The organism is Psychrobacter sp. CX5 (assembly GCF_057621535.2).
In genome coordinates this window covers 737265-755978 of the sequence record NZ_CM177735.1, presented here as the reverse complement: position 1 = coordinate 755978, position 18714 = coordinate 737265, and the positions used below count along the sequence as shown (strand labels likewise).

Annotated in this window: 14 protein-coding genes, 1 tRNA gene and 1 other RNA gene; 13 read left to right on the top strand and 3 right to left on the bottom strand. The window is 39.7% G+C overall.

The features are described 5' to 3' along the window. Window positions 1–55: 55 nt before the first annotated feature. Window positions 56–427 (top strand): fluoride efflux transporter CrcB, encoded by a 372-nt coding sequence (crcB, locus tag AC21OG_RS02875; RefSeq protein WP_487377235.1) that lies wholly within the window; start codon window positions 56–58, stop codon window positions 425–427. 137 nt (window positions 428–564) lie between these two features. Here the strand turns inward: crcB and AC21OG_RS02870 are convergent, their stop codons facing one another. Beyond that, window positions 565–1551 carry a LysR family transcriptional regulator gene (locus AC21OG_RS02870; protein WP_487377236.1) on the bottom strand — a complete coding sequence of 329 codons (987 nt, stop codon included), beginning with the start codon at window positions 1549–1551 and terminating at the stop codon, window positions 565–567. Window positions 1552–2190: 639 nt separating this feature from the next. On the opposite strand from AC21OG_RS02870, the gene AC21OG_RS02865 reads away from it, so the two are divergent. Beyond that, complete coding sequence (locus AC21OG_RS02865) at window positions 2191–3564, top strand: dicarboxylate/amino acid:cation symporter (RefSeq protein WP_487377237.1); 1374 nt, start codon at window positions 2191–2193, stop codon at window positions 3562–3564. Between the two features lie 136 nt (window positions 3565–3700). Here the strand turns inward: AC21OG_RS02865 and AC21OG_RS02860 are convergent, their stop codons facing one another. Continuing rightward, a complete protein-coding gene (locus AC21OG_RS02860) occupies window positions 3701–4456 on the bottom strand; it encodes a TSUP family transporter (protein ID WP_487377239.1) in 756 nt (251 codons plus the stop codon). A 550-nt stretch (window positions 4457–5006) separates the two neighbouring features. On the opposite strand from AC21OG_RS02860, the gene nhaA reads away from it, so the two are divergent. The 10 genes from nhaA to AC21OG_RS02810 all read left to right on the top strand — a co-directional run bounded on the left by nhaA (window position 5007) and on the right by AC21OG_RS02810 (window position 15853). After that, window positions 5007–6218 carry a Na+/H+ antiporter NhaA gene (nhaA, locus tag AC21OG_RS02855; protein ID WP_486546093.1) on the top strand — a complete coding sequence of 404 codons (1212 nt, stop codon included), beginning with the start codon at window positions 5007–5009 and terminating at the stop codon, window positions 6216–6218. Between the two features lie 660 nt (window positions 6219–6878). After that, window positions 6879–7271, top strand: a complete 393-nt coding sequence (locus AC21OG_RS02850) for an MliC family protein (protein WP_487377241.1) — start codon at window positions 6879–6881, stop codon at window positions 7269–7271. A gap of 161 nt (window positions 7272–7432) precedes the next feature. Further along, window positions 7433–7801: RNase P RNA component class A (gene rnpB, locus AC21OG_RS02845), an RNA gene on the top strand. Between the two features lie 174 nt (window positions 7802–7975). Beyond that, a tRNA-Met gene (locus AC21OG_RS02840) sits at window positions 7976–8052 on the top strand. Window positions 8053–8509: 457 nt separating this feature from the next. Next, window positions 8510–10312 (top strand): translation elongation factor 4, encoded by a 1803-nt coding sequence (lepA, locus tag AC21OG_RS02835; RefSeq protein WP_487377242.1) that lies wholly within the window; start codon window positions 8510–8512, stop codon window positions 10310–10312. Window positions 10313–10530: 218 nt separating this feature from the next. Beyond that, window positions 10531–11613: a signal peptidase I gene (gene lepB, locus AC21OG_RS02830; protein ID WP_487377243.1), complete on the top strand. Its 1083-nt coding sequence runs from the start codon at window positions 10531–10533 to the stop codon at window positions 11611–11613. 256 nt (window positions 11614–11869) lie between these two features. Beyond that, on the top strand, window positions 11870–12616 hold the full coding sequence (gene rnc / locus AC21OG_RS02825) for a ribonuclease III (RefSeq protein WP_486546327.1): 747 nt from the start codon (window positions 11870–11872) through the stop codon (window positions 12614–12616). Between the two features lie 221 nt (window positions 12617–12837). Beyond that, window positions 12838–13875: a GTPase Era gene (gene era, locus AC21OG_RS02820; RefSeq protein ID WP_487377245.1), complete on the top strand. Its 1038-nt coding sequence runs from the start codon at window positions 12838–12840 to the stop codon at window positions 13873–13875. Between the two features lie 145 nt (window positions 13876–14020). Continuing rightward, a complete protein-coding gene (recO, locus tag AC21OG_RS02815; protein WP_487377430.1) occupies window positions 14021–14791 on the top strand; it encodes a DNA repair protein RecO in 771 nt (256 codons plus the stop codon). Between the two features lie 303 nt (window positions 14792–15094). Continuing rightward, window positions 15095–15853 (top strand): pyridoxine 5'-phosphate synthase, encoded by a 759-nt coding sequence (locus tag AC21OG_RS02810; protein WP_487377246.1) that lies wholly within the window; start codon window positions 15095–15097, stop codon window positions 15851–15853. A 143-nt stretch (window positions 15854–15996) separates the two neighbouring features. Here the strand turns inward: AC21OG_RS02810 and AC21OG_RS02805 are convergent, their stop codons facing one another. Beyond that, window positions 15997–16596 carry a pilus assembly FimT family protein gene (locus tag AC21OG_RS02805; RefSeq protein ID WP_487377247.1) on the bottom strand — a complete coding sequence of 200 codons (600 nt, stop codon included), beginning with the start codon at window positions 16594–16596 and terminating at the stop codon, window positions 15997–15999. Window positions 16597–17379: 783 nt separating this feature from the next. Between AC21OG_RS02805 and AC21OG_RS02800 the strand changes: the two genes are divergently transcribed. After that, window positions 17380–18600 (top strand): OmpA family protein, encoded by a 1221-nt coding sequence (locus AC21OG_RS02800; protein ID WP_487377248.1) that lies wholly within the window; start codon window positions 17380–17382, stop codon window positions 18598–18600. The last annotated feature ends 114 nt before the right edge of the window (window positions 18601–18714 follow it).

Sequence of the window (18714 nt, the reverse complement as noted above, 5' to 3'; positions counted from 1 at the left end):
ATTCAGTCATAAGTTAGGTGTGCTGATTTCTTATTATACTTACGGGGGCGTTACTATGCAGTGGATAGCGATTGGATTAGGCGCTGCTATAGGGGCATGTTTGCGTGCTTTGCTTGCCAAACTCAATCCTCTACATCATTGGATACCGTTAGGAACGCTGTGGGCCAATATACTAGGCGGACTATTGATCGGCATCGCAATGGTGGTTTTTTTAAAAGCCGGCGAGACATGGCATCCCAATGTGAAATTGTTTGTGGTCACTGGTTTTTTAGGCGGCTTAACGACCTTTAGCACTTTTAGTAGTGAGGTCTTTGGGCTGTTAAACTCAGGCAAAGTGTTTGCAGGTTTTGCGTTAATTGCGCTACATGTGGGATTGACCCTTGCGGCTACTGCCATTGGCTTTTATTTAACGAAGCTTGCTTTATAGCCTGACTTATAATCGTTTGCTTCTATAAGCAGTTGTTTTGTAGTCATTTTTATGAGTCCCTTAAAGTACCTAACTTTTAAGCAAGCCAGTACGTTTAATCCCGCCATAAGAAACCAGCAATAAAAAAGCACATTCCCCTAATAAGGCTTAACGAGCTCATCTAATAGCTTGGCAAACCCTTCCATATACGCAAGCTCTGAGCTACTTTGACGAGTCGCTGCAAACAATTGACAGTAGACACCCGTATCTTTATGAGCGTCAGAACTGGACTTTTGCGAGGTTTGTTTTAATGGTTTTTGAGTCGACTTGTCCTCTATAGAATGCCGTTCTTCAGCAGCGGCAATTAAGGGGCGCGTCACTACCCACCCTTTCTTTTCATACTCGGCTGCCACCCAATCTGGTAAAGCAGCTACGCCTCTTTCACTAGCGACCAATTGGATCAGCATGGCGGTAAGCTCTGTAGTGCGAATTTTTGCAAAGCTAAGCCCAGCTGGTGCCATAAACTTAGCAATGACATCTAGTCTCTTAGATTCCACGGGATACGCTATCAGTGTCTGATCCACTAAGTCTCTAGGAGCGATGCTTGTCTTACTGGCTAAAGGATGGGTAGGCGCTAACACCAATCGGCTTTCATAGGTAAATAAAGGTTGATAGCTGATGCCTTCGATGTCCAAGTCGCTGGTAGTGATCAACAAATCGATTTCACTTTCGGTAAGTAAATGATGTGGCTCAGGTTCAAAGCCTGTGGCAAAGTCCAACTCCACATCTGACCACTCACGACGGAACTGATTTAAAATAGGCATGAGCCAATCAAAGCAGCTGTGGCACTCGGAGGCCAAACGTAACCTGCCTGCCTGCCCGTGCGCCAATCTTTTAAGATTATTTTTTGTTCTGATAACTTGCGGTAAGATACTGTCGGCTAACTTTAGTACCACATTACCTGCTGGGGTAAAACTAAGCGGACGGGTTCGTCTATTGACTAGTCTGACACCATAGTAGTTTTCAAGCTCTTTTAGCTGATGAGAAACGGCTGACGCAGTGACGTGTAATTCGTCGGCAGCTGCTGCTAGTGAACCATGAGCGCGTAGGGCAGTTAAAGTCTGTAAGTGGCGAAGCTCAAGCATAAGAATAGGTCGTTTTTATTGATTGAGGTTTTGTCTATTTTAACGCATTACCCCTCACTTGTTTATCTTGTTCATTTATTCTTTTTGAATAGCGATATTCAATATCAATTAAACTAATTCAGAGATAAAGATGCGTTTGAATATCAAAGAAGTGAGAGTAAAACAAGATACGTCTAATTATCTATTATAAAAATAACTTGCGGGGACTATAACTTTTAATTTATATTGACTGCATACCAAACAAACACATTGATTTACTTTATAGCAAGATTTGGTTTAGCATCATCGTCTGGCTGAATAAGCGATGTTTTAAGTCTGACACTGACTACGCTTTATGAAAGCAATGTGAATAAAAGGCAGTATAGAATCAAAGTACACGTTGAAACTGTTTTATAGGAACTCTACAGCCAGAGCTTAATGTAAGCTTTGTGTCAGAAACTATAAGTAGTTTCTTGTTCTAATAAGTGAAAAGGGATTCTCACTGTTGACCAGGTTTTAAATAATTTAGTTTACTCATAATTAGTTTAAGTTATGAACTGGCATATTTTATCTTTATTTATATAGTGAACTATTTAAACAATGATTTAGTTAAACAAGATAGCTAATACTCGCGAAAATCTTGTTTTTGAGGAAAACCTTATGTGGAAAAATATGGGTCTGACCGGTAAAATTCTGGTCGCAATGGGTCTCGGTATTATTATCGGATTAATAATCAACGTTTTTGCCCTCAATGCTGAAGGTGGTTTTATAGACACTTACCTTATCAATGGTCTATTTAGTATCATTGGTAAGTTGTTTGTTAATTCCCTAAAAATGTTAGTGGTACCTTTAGTGCTTATCTCATTGATTTGTGGGGTTTGTGGTATTGGTGATATTCGATTATTGGGCCGAATTGGTACTAAGACTTTCTTTATTTATATGTTAACAACCGCATTAGCGATTGCGACTGCTATTGGCCTAGGGTCAATATTTGGTATTGGTAAGGGCATGAATTTAGTTGCTGATACCACGTTCGAAGCCAAAGAAGCCCCACCCTTGATAGACGTGTTCTCAAATATCGTGCCGTCTAACCCAATAAGCGCAATGGCAAATGGCGATATGTTATCGATCATTTTCTTTGCGATATTAATTGGTATTAGTATTTTGATGGTAGGTAAGCCTGCCAAGGGCTTGGTGCAAAGCTTAGAGCTGATTAATGAAGTTATCTTAAAGATGGTCACTATCATTATGAACCTCGCGCCCTATGGTGTGTTTGCGCTCTTAGTTAGTGCGATGTCAGAACTCGGATTAGATTTATTTAAGTCACTTATAGGCTATGTTGCTGTACTCATTGGCTCGTTGGCATTTCACTATTTTATTACCATGATGATAATACTGAAGGTGGCATCAGGTCTGTCGATAAAAACGTTCTTGGCAAAAATGCGCGAAGTTCAAATCTTTGCCTTTAGTACCTCAAGCTCAAATGCCACTATTCCGGTGACGCTACGCACGGTGACTAAGCGCATGGGTGTGAATAACTCAGTGGCATCGTTTACCATTCCTTTTGGCGCCACTATTAACATGGATGGTACGGCTATTATGCAGGGTACTGCGACCATCTTTATCGCTAACTTGTATGGCGTAGACTTAGGAATAGCGGAGTACTTAACGGTTATATTGATGTCTGTATTGGCATCTGTTGGGACCGCTGGCGTGCCAGGTGTCGGTCTCATTATGCTATCGATGGTGTTTGCGCAAGTTGGTTTACCTATCGAAGGTATTGGCTTAATCCTTGGCGTGGATCGTCTGCTTGATATGTTACGTACAGCTGTGAATGTGGGCGGTGATGCTGCGGTGACGGCAATCGTTGCGAAGTCTGAAGGTAAGATGGATTTAGCAGTATTTGCTGACCCTCAGGCGGGAACGAAAGACGTATTTGATGGTCATATCGATGAGGATAATGAGCGTGAATTCAGTGGTATCTTGAATGATGGGGTACTTGGTAGTGAATATGATGAGTTAGATAAGCGTTAGATTTGTCTCTATCAATTTGCTAAAACGGATAAATTTAAACTAAATAAAAGCCCCAATTGGGGCTTTTATTTTATGATTTAAGTGACGTTTAACTGTTTTATTGTTTTATTAAATTAAAAGAACAAATTAAAAAAAATTATCCAAGCACGTATTTTGTGACCATAGCCAAACATACAATAACAATCATAGGCCGAATAATTTTACTGCCGCCTTTAATGACCATGTGGGAACCGGCATACGCTCCTATAGTTTGACCGACCATCATAGCAAGACCGACCTTCCAAAGTACGTTACTCCCTAATATAAAAAATATGAGTGACGCAATATTGGTTGATAAATTGAGTATCTTAGCGGTACCCGTAGAGGCGATAATTTCACGACCACGTAATGCCACATTGCCCAAAGCAAAAAACATCCCAGTGCCCGGACCCACATAACCATCATAAAATCCAATCAAAGGCGCCACTACGCGTTGCCAAGTGGTTTCTTTTATTCTCGGTTCTGCCTCGACTTCTCCTAAGCTTGGCGCAAATAAAGTATATATACCAATCGCAGCAATCAAAAAGGGAATGAGCTTCTCAAGTAAAGAGGGGGGCGACATTTGAACAGCAATAGTACCCAGTACCGATCCTATAAAGGCGCCAGCGATCGCCATTTTCATTGTTGCAGGTTTGACAACGCCTTTTTTAATCATCGTAAAAGACGCAGCCAAAGCCCCCGAGGCCGCTTGTAATTTGTTGGTACCTAAGGTTAGAACGGGTGGGATATTAGCCAATAACATGGCGGGAATAGTCAGTAATCCACCACCGCCTGCAATGGCATCAATAAATCCTGCGACAGCAGCAACTGCGGTTAACATTAAGATGACTTCAAGAGTTAAGGAGAAATCCATAAATGACGTTCCATATTTCACAATAAACAAGCATATTAAAGCAGATATCGCCAGTGACAAGGTGTGAATACAGGTTCTTAAAGAAATGTTTACATTTGTTGATGGTCAATGAATAATACCTTACCTCATTATGACAAGCAATAAGGACTACGCTCATTGAAAACAGCAATTAATAATACCGTTTAGAAGCTAGAAGCCAAATAAAACAGTCTAATTGCTATAAATTAAAATGGAACGATATTATCGAAGCTATTGTGAACTGCCTTTGATGCTTATTAACTGTTAACTATAAAGATGTCTTGGTATCAGAGTTCAAAAAAATATGAACCGATACTGTTACCAGTAGTAAATTACCACCTGACAATTTAAGAAGTACAGATCAAGGAGTACAGAGTTTTAGAAAATATTATTACGCAAATTTTGTCGCGATAATGTTGACTTTTCTGCTACCATAAAAGCAAATAAGCAATAACAAATTATAAAACCCCATTGGTGGGATACCCTATTGTTGAGATAAGAGTGCCCCATCAGCTAGGTAGAGAGGTAAAGGGTGTTACAAAATTTAAAAAAACTCTTTGAGTATGAAGCTGCTGGAGGCATTGTTCTTGCGTTAGCTGCCATTGCTGCCATGATAGTGGCAAACTCACCATTACACCATTGGTATGAGTCTTTTATCCATGCGCCAGTTGTGGTACAAGTGGGTAGTCTGGTCATTGATAAAGACGCTCATCACTGGATTAATGATGGCCTAATGGCTATATTTTTCTTTTTGGTAGGGCTTGAGCTCAAGCGAGAAGTATTAATTGGCGAGCTGTCAAACGTTAAACAAATTATCTTACCTGCTGCGGCAGCTATCGGTGGTATGTTGGTACCAGCTTTGGTTTATGTGGCATTCAATTTTAAAAATCCAGAATATTTAGCAGGTTGGGCTATTCCTGCTGCAACCGATATTGCCTTTGCGATTGGCATCTTAAGCCTATTGGGCAGCCGAGTGCCGAACTCACTTAAAATATTTTTGGTCTCTATTGCTATCTTTGATGATATCGGTGCGATCTTAATTATCGCCTTGTTTTATACCAGTGACTTGTCATTGACCTCCTTATTGGTAGCAGGACTGTGCTTACCCTTTTTATATTTTTTAAATAAGCGTAATGTTACCGCGATTACCCCGTATTTATTCTTCGGTATCATCATGTGGGTTGCTGTACTAAAATCAGGGATTCATGCTACTTTAGCGGGCGTATTATTGGCATTGTTTATTCCGATGATTAATGTTGACGACCCTGAGCACTCACCCCTAGAAGAGCTTGAACATGACCTTCATAGTACCGTCGCCTTTGCTATCTTGCCATTATTCGCTTTTACAAACGCAGGCATTTCGCTACAAGGCGCTGGATTTGCTCAATTATTTCACTCAGTGCCATTCGGCATCGCTGCGGGTCTATTTATTGGTAAACAAGTTGGTATTATGCTGATGTCTTGGGCGATCATTAAGGTGGGCCTGGCAAAACTTCCCAACGGAACGAGTTTTAGACATTTATATGGTGTGTCCTTGTTATGTGGCGTTGGCTTTACAATGAGTTTGTTTATTAGTGGTTTGGCATTTAGTGAGGGTACTGAAGGTTTTGATCCGCGTCTGGGAATTATTCTTGGTTCGATTATTTCTGGGGTAGCGGGATACCTACTCCTTAAAGCCACGTTAAAAGAAGAGGTATCTACCTCGACGCTCGATTTAACAAAATTGACCTCTCGCGAATCTTAATAGTTCTTATATATAATCAATCAATAAGCCTGAAGTTAATCTTTCGTAGATTAACCTTCAGGCTTTTTACTATGAGGTTTTAACGAATTTAACACTCCATTTAACTAAGCACTTAAACCCTATTCTCCTCTTAACGTAGGCTGTGGCTTTAGCCCAGCATTTCTGATTAAAGGTTTTTATTTGCTGGGCTAAAAGCACGAGCCTACAATGAGTTTTAATAAGTTTAGAACGAGGTAACTTAATTATCCCCTTAAAATAGTCAATGAATTTATCAAACTTTCTGGCTCAAACAGTGATAGTTAGACGAACTACGTTATTTGGTTACATAAATTAATCAAAAACATGAACTTCAGATTAAAACTGAAGACAAGAGATAACAAACTTATTAGTTCTGATATCTATAATATGATTATATATTTCAAAATTATTAAAAAAATTAATTAGGGAGATAAAAGTACTACATTTTATTGAATACTATTTGTTGGAAACTAAAGCTTATTGTGCTTATAGTATGGTATGACATCGATGATGATGTTGTGACAATAAAAATAATTTGTGGTTTGCAACTTAGGAATAAATAACATATCTGTATAAATCACAAATTCAGAAGAATTACTTAATCCTAAACTCACTTTTTTATTCAACTCTTGGAGTTATATTATGAAAAAACTACTTACTTTGTTACCCTTAAGCGTAATGCTCGCTGCCTGTGCGTCAAATACTACTCAACCTAATACAACTACAGCACAACAAGTTAATAAAGCTTATGATCGCATGGCACCTGAGCGCTTTGTTTGTGAAGACAATGCTACTGTGATGCCAAAGTATTCACGAGATGGTCAACAAGCTATTGTCACTGCGAGCTTACCAAAAGCTAAATGGAACAACCAAACTTTGGTCATGGATATTGCTCCTTCTGGCTCAGGCGCACGTTATGTCAATTCAGATAACCCTAATGTTACCTATGAATGGCATACTAAGGCGAATATGGGGCTTATGGGGATTTCATGGGCAAACGGTGATGAGTATATCGTCAATTGTGAACGCCAATAAGTCAATAGGTTAGATAATCTTAATTTTCATTTTTAAGTGTTATAGTAATATAAAACAGCCATTATTCATTGAATAATGGCTGTTTTAGTATTAGGTTAGCTTGGTTTAGTAAAGCCTAAGTTTTGCTATCTTATTTTTTGAGGTCTGCTATAATACTTCGCTTGGTAAACCAGACGATCGCCGTTTTGATTATACAGAAGGGAGGAAAGTCCGGGCTACATAAGGCAGCGTGCCAGCTAACGGCTGGGCGGGGTAACCCGACGACAAGTGCAGCAGAGAGAAGACCGCCCCGCTACTAAATTGCTTGTCAATTAAGTAGCGGGGTAAGGGTGAAAGGGTGCGGTAAGAGCGCACCGCATGGCTGGCAACAGTTCATGGCAAGGTAAACTCCACGCGTAGCAAGACCAAATAGGTGTCCATTACTTGTCGCCTGCAAGGGACACGGGTAGGTTGCTTGAGCGTACTGGCAACGGTGCGCCTAGATGAATGATCGTTCTCGACAGAACCCGGCTTATCGGTTTACCAACCTTATTAGCGTCTATAAGAGGCATTAGTGTCTCAAAGAGACATTATAGTATACATGTACGTCCTTGTTATTATACGGACACTGTAGTCGTCACCTTAAAGTTTCAGATTAATTTTAATTAATTTCATTTTAGGGGTTGACGGCATACCCTGTTTTAGGGATAATACCGCCCTCAAAAGGCGATGTAGCTCAGCTGGTTAGAGCGCACGACTCATAATCGTGAGGTCAAGAGTTCAAGTCTCTTCATCGCCACCATATTTAGTTTAAACGCACCTCACTATTTCAGCCTTAAGTGCTTATTGTAGCCAATTACTTTGCCATATCAAGCCAAGTAGTTGGCTTTTTTTATGCCTGAATGTTCCGATAATCTAAAGTCGTGTAATATAATACCAAATCTTGAAATTAACCTATTGAGAAATGCAAGTCCAAACTCTATAAATCAAACACTAAAAATAGTAGGTTTAATGAGTCTGACCGAGTCTAATAAGGATAGATTATTCAATCGTGCAGGTATAATGTCGCAACGTCCAAAATTTTTTAAGATACTGACTATAAAATGATAGGTTAATAGATAGATTAACCGCTCTATTCATTAACATTTCATTTCTACCACTTACAAGCCTGCGTAAAGCTGATAGAATAGCTGGTCTTAATAATTATTTTATTCTTATCATTCATAATTTTGAACACAACAACTAGGTAGCCGCAAGACGTGACCGCATTATCAAATATTCGAAACTTCTCCATCATTGCCCATATTGACCATGGTAAATCCACTCTGGCTGATCGTTTTATTCAGACTTGTGGAGCGCTGCAAGATCGTGAAATGCAGGCCCAAGTACTGGATTCGATGGATATTGAGCGTGAGCGCGGGATTACTATCAAAGCACAGTCTGTAACGCTGTATTATGACCATCCCAATGGTGAGCGCTATCAGCTGAACTTCATTGATACGCCAGGTCACGTTGATTTTTCTTATGAAGTATCACGCTCATTAGCTGCTTGTGAAGGTGCGCTTTTGGTCGTTGACGCAGCGCAAGGCGTGGAAGCACAGTCTGTTGCCAACTGCTATACCGCAGTTGATTTAGGCCTAGAGGTATTACCAGTCCTAAATAAAATTGACTTGCCACAGGTAGAACCTGAGCGGGTTATTCAAGAAATAGAAGATATCATTGGTATTGAGGCGATTGATGCGCCTCGGGTTTCAGCAAAGTCTGGTGTCGGTGTTGATGAGCTTTTGGAGGCTTTGGTAGAACATATTCCTGCACCCACGGGCGACCGTGAAGCGCCACTGCAAGCCTTGATTATCGACTCGTGGTTTGATAACTATTTAGGTGTTGTGTCTTTAGTACGTGTACGCCAAGGTACCATTACGAAAGGCGACAAAATTTTTATTAAATCTACTAAGGACGCACATTTAGTCACCTCTATTGGTGTCTTTACGCCTAAACCCTTAGAGACAGGCAAGCTTGAAGCGGGTGAGGTGGGTTTTGTCATCGCAGGTATTAAAGACATACACGGTGCGCCTGTAGGGGATACCATTACTCATGCGAGTACCCCTGATGTTGATTTTATTCCTGGGTTCAAGCAGGTAACGCCTCAGGTATATGCGGGTCTATTTCCAGTAGATTCAAATGACTTTGAGAAGTTTCGTGAGGCATTGCAGAAGCTTCAAATCAATGATTCAGCACTGTTTTTTGAGCCGGATACATCTGATGCACTTGGTTTTGGTTTTCGTTGTGGCTTCTTAGGTATGCTGCATATGGAGATCATACAGGAGCGTTTGGAGCGAGAATATAATCTTGATTTGATCACCACCGCACCTTCTGTAATCTACGAGATTAAACGCAAAAATGGTGAGGTTGCCTTAATTGATAACCCTTCTAAATTACCAGATCCTGGGTTTGTTGAAGAGTTTCGTGAGCCTATCGCCCGTTGTCATATATTAGTGCCGCAAGACTACTTAGGAAACGTGATGACCTTATGTATGGAGCGCCGTGGTGTTCAGGTGGATATGCGCTTTATGGGTAAACAGGTCCAATTGGTATTTGATATTCCATTAGGTGAAGTGGTGATGGACTTCTTTGATCGTCTTAAGTCTGTTTCACGAGGTTTTGCGTCACTCGATTATGAGTTTGATCGTTATGAAGTTGATAAGCTGGTCAAAGTTGATGTGTTAATCAATGGCGATAAAGTAGACGCTTTAGCGATGATTTGTCACCAAGAGCAAGCACGCTATCGCGGCAATCAGCTGGTAGAAAAGATGAAAGAATTAATACCAAGACAGATGTTTGATGTGGCGATTCAGGCGGCGATTGGTAGTCAAATTATCGCCCGAAGTACCGTGAAAGCCATGCGCAAAGATGTCCTTGCAAAATGTTATGGTGGGGATGTGTCGCGTAAGAAAAAACTACTATCTAAGCAAAAGGAAGGTAAAAAGCGCATGAAACAGGTCGGTAGTGTTGAAATCCCGCAAGAGGCATTCCTTGCAGTATTGCAAGTCGACAACCAGTAGTAACCTTTACTTTTGGACCTATGTCGTTTAAACAATGGTTTGACCTTAACAAGTTTTTAGCATAACAAGTTTTTAGCATAACAAGTTTTTAGCATAACAATTTATGAATACAAAAAGAGTAGTGTAAGACGTAGTATTAAATATAGGAATGATTAATATAGGCTTAAGGTTTTAAGACGTAAGCTTAAGAACAATAATTGAGTGGTTAAGGCTGTAGTATGGACTTTGATTTTAATGTGATTTTAGTGCCATTAACCTTGTTACTTGGGGTAATATGGCTGCTTGATAAATTGTGGTTTAAGCAACATAAACGTAAAGGCGCTGGAGTCACAACCAGTGCAGAGGTGCAAGCCGCTCAATTAAATCTTGATAAAAAACGCCATGCATATGAAAGCACGCTGTTATCTCATGACTATATCAGTCAGGAAGAGGTGGGTGATGTAGCGATATTAGAGGGCATTAAAGTTGATGATGCTCCAATGCCTATTAAACTTGCTGAGCGTGAATATCGTGAAGCCAAACGTCACCTACATCTCGCAGCGGTCACTACAAAGCCCAAAGGTTCACAAGCACACTTTTTAATTCGCTGGGCTCATGATTACTTTCCTGTGTTGGCGATTGTGCTTATCGTTCGCTCATTTATTGTAGAACCGTTTAATATTCCATCGTCCTCAATGGTGCCAGCGCTTTATACCGGTGATTTTGTGGCGGTCAATAAATATGCATACGGGATACGTCTGCCACTCATCTATAATAAAGTCATCGATACGGGCAGTCCTGAACATGGAGATGTGGCCGTCTTTCGGTATCCAGAAAATCCCAAAATTTATTATATTAAACGGGTGATTGGTTTACCTGGTGATACGTTAAGCTTTGATAATGGTCAGTTGTCAGTGAATGGTAATCCTGTCCCAACGACACCTTCGGATTTTGTAGCGGATCCTGTGCTAACTGATCGCTTGTATACCGCAGGAAATGAGCCTGGGTTAACCCCTGAGAAAGCTGTTTCAAGAGGTAGAGAGGAAGAAGAAGTAGCACAGTATTTCCAAGAGCAGTTAGGCGACCATACTTATTTACGTCGCTATCTTTCAGGAAATATGTCGTATAATTCGCCATGGAGTATCACTGTACCAGAAGGTAATTATTTTGTAATGGGTGATAACTCAGATCGTAGTGAAGACAGCAGGTTTTGGGGTTTTGTTCCAGATAAGAATTTATCAGGAAAAGCAGTATATGTGTGGATGCATAAGAAGCCTGGATTAAATCTACCCACCTTTAAATACAATCGTGCTATCGATTAGTTTTGCTATTGATTCGTTTTGTTGATCAGCTTTGTGCTTAGTTCGGATAAAGCAAAATGAATACTGCCAAACTAAGTCATAGAATGACTGTCAATTTTAGCCCTTAACTTTTATAAACGTGCCTATATCGGACCTAGATGATAGGCCTGATAATAGCTTCATAATGTGTTTAACTAATATGCCAAAAGTATTTAGAACAGAGCATGGTAAAAGTAGCAAGGATGTAAACTCTATCAAAAGTGTCACTGCAAAAAAGATGTCAAAGCCAACTCAGCGATATACCAGTTTTGAGCAAGGCTTGGATAATCTACAGTCTAAACTAGGCTATACGTTCAATGATGCCAGTTTGGCTAAGCTTGCTTTGACACATCGTTCATTTGATGGCAAGGTAAATTATGAGCGCTTAGAGTTTTTAGGGGACGCGTTGTTAGGAATGATCATTGGCGAAGCATTATACTACCAATATCCCAATCAAAATGAAGGTCGCCTGACCCGTATGCGTGCGACACTTGTTCGTCAAGAGTCATTGGTTGAGGTGGCTCAAAAGCTTGGCTTATCGTCTCATTTGATATTGGGTGTGGGCGAGCGAAAAGGGGGCGGACGTGAACGTGCATCAATATTGGCTGATACGGTTGAATCATTAATTGGCGCTATCTATTTAGACTCTCAAAGTGTCGATATGGTAAAAAAATGTGTTCTTGATTGGTTTGTAGAGCTTATCGATAACGTGAACGATCAGCGGGTGTTAAAAGACGCCAAAAGTCGTTTACAAGAATGGCTACAAGGTCATAAATTTGATTTACCCAATTACGATCTATTAGAAACCCAAGGCAATGCGCCAAACCAGGTATTTGTGGTTCGTTGTGCAGTTGATGTACCACACAGTACCGCTATCGTAGAGTCTGGTGAAAGCCGTCGTATTGCGGAACAAAAAACGGCTGAAAAAATGATCAATCAACTCAATAAATTGGTCAATGATCGTGTTATAAAAGTCAAAACTTAAAAATAAATAATAACCCAATTAAATAGTATATTGAATATACAATGACTAAATACTGAAACGTTAAGTCAAACCAATTTTAAAGCAGCTATTTCAAGCACTTACTTAATAAAAGCTCACTTAATAAAAGCTCTTACTTAATAAAAGCTCTTACATAATGAATGCACTTACTTAATTAAGTCACCTTTTACGCATGTTTTTCCAAATATATCGGATAAAGATTTATGGCAAACGAACCACAAAACACAGCTGATTTAGGCAATGACGCCGCTTCAAATTCTGATACTTTATCAGATAATCTGCTAGACAGTTTTTTTACCGAAGAGGGTAAATCAGAAGTGCCTAAAGGCTATCGTACAGGCTATGTAGCCATTGTGGGTAGACCTAATGTGGGTAAATCGACCTTGATGAACCATATGTTGGGTCAAAAGCTCTCTATCACCTCGCGCAAGCCGCAAACGACGCGTCACCGCATTCATGGCATTTTATCGAGTGAAGATATGCAAGCTGTGTTCGTTGATACTCCTGGTATTCATCACAATGAAGTTCGTTTGATAAATGAGCGCATGAATAAGGCGGCATTTTCAGCTTTAGTGGATGTTGATTTAGTATTGTTTGTGGTCGATGGCGAGCAATGGCGTGAAGACGATCTATTAACCCTAGAGAAGATTGGTGAGACAAAAACTCCCGTTGTGTTAGTGATTAACAAGGCAGATACCATTAAAGATAAAGGCTCAATTCTACCATTAATCGAAACGTATCACGAGAACTTCGATTTTTCTGATATCGTGCCTGTTTCTGCCCTAAAGAATCAAAATTTAGACCGCTTGCAACAGGTCATTCGTTCACACCTACCCGAAGGTAGTCCTATTTATAATACTGAGCAAATTACAGATCGTAGCGAGCGTTTTTTGGCCAGTGAAATTATTCGGGAAAAAATTATGCGCCTGGCCGGCGATGAAGTGCCTTACGATTTAACAGTACAAATCGATGAGTTTAAAGATGAGCCTGCGCACATTGACCCTAAAACAGGACGTAAGCGTAAAGCGGTTACCTTTATTGATGCCACAATATTTGTTGAGCGAAATGGTCAAAAAGCCATCGTTATTGGTGATAAAGGGGCTCGTATTAAGCAAGTGGGTATTGCCGCTCGTGAAGATATGGAAGCTTTGTTTGATCGAAAAATAATGCTGAACCTTTGGGTGAAAGTAAAACAAGGCTGGTCCGATGATGCCCGTGCATTAAGCAGTTTAGGATATTAGGGTCTGTTGAACATTAAATACTGACTCTACTATTTGTCGCGTTTGAATGAGCTTTAATTGATAGGTTGGTTTCTAGATTTGTTCTAATTTTTTAGTGCATAGTTAGGTATAAGGTCATTAGATAGTTGCAAGGGGTATCTTGACAGTGCGAAATGAGCCACTACATGCCTATAGCTTGCATCAACGTCCTTTTCAAGAAAAGCGCACTATTTATTATCTGTTAACTAAAGAGTATGGCGTGCTACATGGTATCGGTAGAAAAGGCATTCCACAGTTTGCGCCCTTAACCCTTTTTGCAACGGGTAAGAAGTCTCTTAAGACTTTACAGGAAGTTAATATTGCAGATGTGGTACCAAGTTTAATTGGTCAACAGCAATATGCCGCATTATATGTCAACGAAATCACATTAAAGCTATTGCCTTTAGAGGACAGCGTACCGTCCGTCTATGCACAATATAGTCATACGATGCAGCAGCTTCAACGTCCACTTAACCGTGAGGAGCTAAAGCTGGTTTTACGTCAGTATGAACAAATATTGTTTAATGAGTTGGGTGTTGCCATTGATTTAGAACAAGATTCTGAACAAGCGTTAATAGAGCCGTCTGCTAGCTATCGTTTTGCGCCAGATAGAGGGTGGTTAAAGGAATACGAAACAAAAGAGCACGAAATAGCTAACACCCCACTGAGTACTGATAATAACACTCAACATGAGGCAACCACGTCGAACCGAAATCCCTCATTTTTAATGCAGTCAACGCCAGTATTAGGCGAGACCATCATTGCGATGCGTGAAGGCATAACCTTAGCCACACTAAATAGTTGGTCTCTTATTCACCGTCAGCTTATTGATCATCTATTTGATTATCAACCGCTCCAAAGCCGTATTTTGTGGCAGCAGTTTTATCAGTATCAGTGATGACATTATTCGTGGCTTAGTTGAGAGTCTTAGTTGTAGAGCTTAATTGTAGAACTTAATTGTAGAACTTAATTGTAGAACTTAATTGTAGAACTTAATTGTAGAACTTAATTGTAGAACTTAATTGTAGAGCTTAATTGTAGAGCTTAATTGTAGAGCTTAGTTGAGTAGCTTAATTGAAGAGACTGGTTGGAAAATTCAGCTGAGCGGCATAGAAGAATGAAAGCTATAGCTTATAACTCACTCCAGTTACTATAAACCCCGTTAACACTGTTTCTTAAATAGGTAGTATAGGTTTTGATAATGACAACTCAGACGATAGAGTCAACTCCCTTATTAGGCGTTAATATTGATCATATTGCGACACTGCGTCAAGCCCGCGGGGTAGGCTATCCTGATCCTGTAGAAGCTGCACTACTGTGTGAGCAGGCAGGCGCTGATGGCATCACATTGCACTTACGTGAAGATAGACGGCATATCCAAGATGCGGATGTGACTCGCATGAAGCCACGCTTAAAAACGCGAATGAATTTGGAGATGGCGACGACTCATGAGATGTTGGAAATTGCTATTAAGATTCAGCCAGAATGGGTGTGTTTGGTACCCGAAAAGCGTCAGGAGTTAACCACTGAAGGTGGGTTAAACGTCACTGATCAAGTCGATAATCTTACAACTTATATCACCGCGTTACATGATGCAGGTATAAAAGTCTCCTTATTTATCGATCCAGAAGTGACACAGATTGATGCGTCAGTAGCATGTGGCGCAGATGCTATTGAGCTACATACGGGTCAGTACGCCGAGGCGACATTAAGCCAAGATGACGCTGCCATACGACACGAGCTGAATAGAATTAAGCAAGCTGTAGACTATGCGATATCGAAGCGTGAGACACTTATCGTCAATGCAGGACATGGTTTAACACGGGACAATGTCTATGCTATTGCTAGTATACCTGGGATTTATGAGTTGAACATTGGACATGCTCTAATTGCCGATAGTCTCTTTATGGGGCTTGAAAATGCGGTTAAAGCTATGAAAGCGGCAATGCAGGGATATTAATGATTCTAGTGACGATATTTCAGTAACATTATCTAATCTAGCTTTATTCAATAAATTGATGATCATCGTTACTGATGAACGACTTGAATGTAGATAATCGTTCATTTGTTTTGATTTTTAATTTTCATTACGGGCAGCTTTTATTACGGGCAGCCTGTTTTTATATAACGATAGGGTTTAAAACGATGATTGCCTTGTGGATTGAGGGAGATTTGATAAGTATTAGCGGTATTGAGATCATAGGGACAGTATTTAATATGCCCAAAGTGTCCGCGTGGTAGCCCAGTATCACCAAAAAACTTAATATAATGTCGATTCCCAAATCTAAGATATAAACGCCCATAGTCTAAATTTAAGGGCTCATTCAGCACCAAGTTATCAATCGCGGGATCAAATTGATGATTACCATCCTTATCACTAAATACTAAAAGATAGCGTGATGCATTTTTGTGACAATGATAGTCATCATCAGTTAGACACATCAGCGTATTATGATGGTTTATAAAGCTCTGAGCTCTCGACACTCTAAAGGTATTGGTAAGATGACCACGCACTTGTTTAGCTTCCCACGCTTTTAATCCTGTCAAAAATGAAGGAATTGCGATAACGCTAATCACAGTCAGTATGATGATGGTGACCAGAGTTTCTAAAAGGCTAAATCCTTTCTCGGCTATAGGCGTCATGGTATTTATAGAGTGTAAACGATGCGGTTCTATTTCTGTTTCTAGTTCTACTTTAAACATAAATTGCTTACCAAAGTTATGAAGTAAGAGATAAGCATTATTTGCTTAGTAAAGCGTTTAGAATGCTAGAAGTTGCCAACCACTTATTGTTTTAAGGTTTTCGAGAATATCTGAGTCTAATCATTTTGATATAAGGCAAAGATTACAATGTCAGCCACAGCATTGAATATGATATCTTTTATATAAATAATACCTTTTAGCTTAATACCTTATCTTTGTTAGACTCATTGAACCTATCCTACTGTGTATCACCTGCTACCGGTTTAGCGTTAACAATCGTCTTCCTTGATAGCGTAATTTCAAGTTTTAAATGAATTAAGGATGCCATAATATTTTCTATTGTCAAATTTTGTTACATTTGGTGAAAAATGATAGAGTAAGGATAGAACTATTTCATCGTATGTATTAGAATTACCTTTAGTAGCTCTTTTATCACATTAATGTTTAAGTTAACAAAAAAAATGTGTATTAATAAGGATTTATTTTAAACAGTGTTTTTTTATTTGGTTTTAAGTTAGTCTTTAAGGTTCAACTTTGTCATTAAATAGTAAATGTGACTTTAAAGTAAACATAGGTCACTTGATGTGAAGTTAATGACGATATGTCAAAAATATGTTGTAAATTTTTTAATTTATAGATAAGCTATTATGCGAAAGTATAAGTGCTTTGTTTCTATTTAAGTAAGAAACTGTTTAAATGCGTTCCTATTTAGAAAGAGCTTAGTATTACAAATAAAGATATTAAGTGTTTTTTTGCACACAAACCATCCCTTGGAGGAAGTTTATGAAACTTAACAAAATGACTTTAGCTATCATTGCTGCAACTGCAGCACCAATAGCAGCGACAGCTGGTGTAACTGTCAGCCCACTTTTACTTGGTTATCATTACACTGAAGCTGATGATACTCGTGAAAAGCAAGGCGAATTATTTGGTAACCAAGGTAACACTGGTGTTTATGAAAACGCTGATGAAACCAAAGGTGGCGTTGCTAAAGAAAGTGGTTTATACACTGGTGCAGCACTAGGTATCGAACTAACACCGTCAACTCAGTTCCAGGTTGAATATGGTATTTCTGATACAGATGCTGAAATTGGCGATGACAAAGTCGGTGATATGGAACATGAAATGATCACTGGTAACTTCCTAGTTGGTTTTGATCAATTTGGTGGTTATAGCGACAGCGCTTTCCGCCCATATGCTTTGATCGGTGCTGGTCAATCTAAACTTAAATATGAAAGTGAAAATGGCCAAAGAGAAGCTGAGACTAAAGATACCATCGGTAACTTAGGCCTAGGTGCTATGTATCGTATCAATGACGCATTAAGCCTACGTGGTGAAGCGCGTGCGATCCATAACTTTGATAACGATTGGTGGGAAGGTATGGCTCTTGCTGGTCTAGAAGTCGTTCTAGGCGGTCACTTAGCACCTGCAGTAGTTGCACCACCTCAAGTACAACCTACTCCAGTTGTAGAACCAACGCCAGTTATCGTAGTTGAAGCGGACCAAGATAGCGATGGTGATGGCGTTCTTGATAGCGTTGACCAATGTCCAAATACTCCAGCTAACGCTGTTGTAGATGCTAGAGGTTGTCAGAAGCAGATTCCAATGACGGATGAGTTAAAAATGGAATTGCGTGTATTCTTTGATAACGATAAGTCAGTTATCAAACCTCAGTACAAGCCAGAAATTGCTAAAGTAGCTGAAAAAATGCGTGAGTATCCAAACTCTACTGCTAGCATTGAAGGTCACGCCTCTAAGACTGGTCCATCAGCTCGTTACAACCAACGTCTATCTGAAGCCCGTGCAATTGCGGTTAAAACGTCATTAACCAATGAATTCGGTATTGCACCAAATCGTCTAAGCACTATCGGCTATGGTTATGACCGTCCAATCGCGCCAAACGATACTGAAGAAGGTCGTGCAATGAACCGTCGCGTATATGCGGTTATCACAGGTAACAAAACAGTGACTGTTGATCAAACTAAAGATATGAACGTACGTTAATATCTAATGATGTTTTAGTAGTTATTCAAAAAAAGCTGCCAATTGGTGGCTTTTTTTTATTTATTACTAGTAATCTTTGCTTTTTTCTTTAACGAACTTAAAATACTGTTTATA

Coding starts and splice junctions, on each gene's coding strand:
- crcB (WP_487377235.1), top strand. CDS start 56: ATGCAGTGGATAGCGATTGGATTAGGCGCTGCTATAGGGGCATGTTTG.
- AC21OG_RS02870 (WP_487377236.1), bottom strand. CDS start 1,551: ATGCTTGAGCTTCGCCACTTACAGACTTTAACTGCCCTACGCGCTCAT.
- AC21OG_RS02865 (WP_487377237.1), top strand. CDS start 2,191: ATGTGGAAAAATATGGGTCTGACCGGTAAAATTCTGGTCGCAATGGGT.
- AC21OG_RS02860 (WP_487377239.1), bottom strand. CDS start 4,456: ATGGATTTCTCCTTAACTCTTGAAGTCATCTTAATGTTAACCGCAGTT.
- AC21OG_RS02850 (WP_487377241.1), top strand. CDS start 6,879: ATGAAAAAACTACTTACTTTGTTACCCTTAAGCGTAATGCTCGCTGCC.
- lepB (WP_487377243.1), top strand. CDS start 10,531: ATGGACTTTGATTTTAATGTGATTTTAGTGCCATTAACCTTGTTACTT.
- rnc (WP_486546327.1), top strand. CDS start 11,870: ATGTCAAAGCCAACTCAGCGATATACCAGTTTTGAGCAAGGCTTGGAT.
- era (WP_487377245.1), top strand. CDS start 12,838: ATGGCAAACGAACCACAAAACACAGCTGATTTAGGCAATGACGCCGCT.
- AC21OG_RS02810 (WP_487377246.1), top strand. CDS start 15,095: ATGACAACTCAGACGATAGAGTCAACTCCCTTATTAGGCGTTAATATT.
- AC21OG_RS02805 (WP_487377247.1), bottom strand. CDS start 16,596: ATGTTTAAAGTAGAACTAGAAACAGAAATAGAACCGCATCGTTTACAC.
- AC21OG_RS02800 (WP_487377248.1), top strand. CDS start 17,380: ATGAAACTTAACAAAATGACTTTAGCTATCATTGCTGCAACTGCAGCA.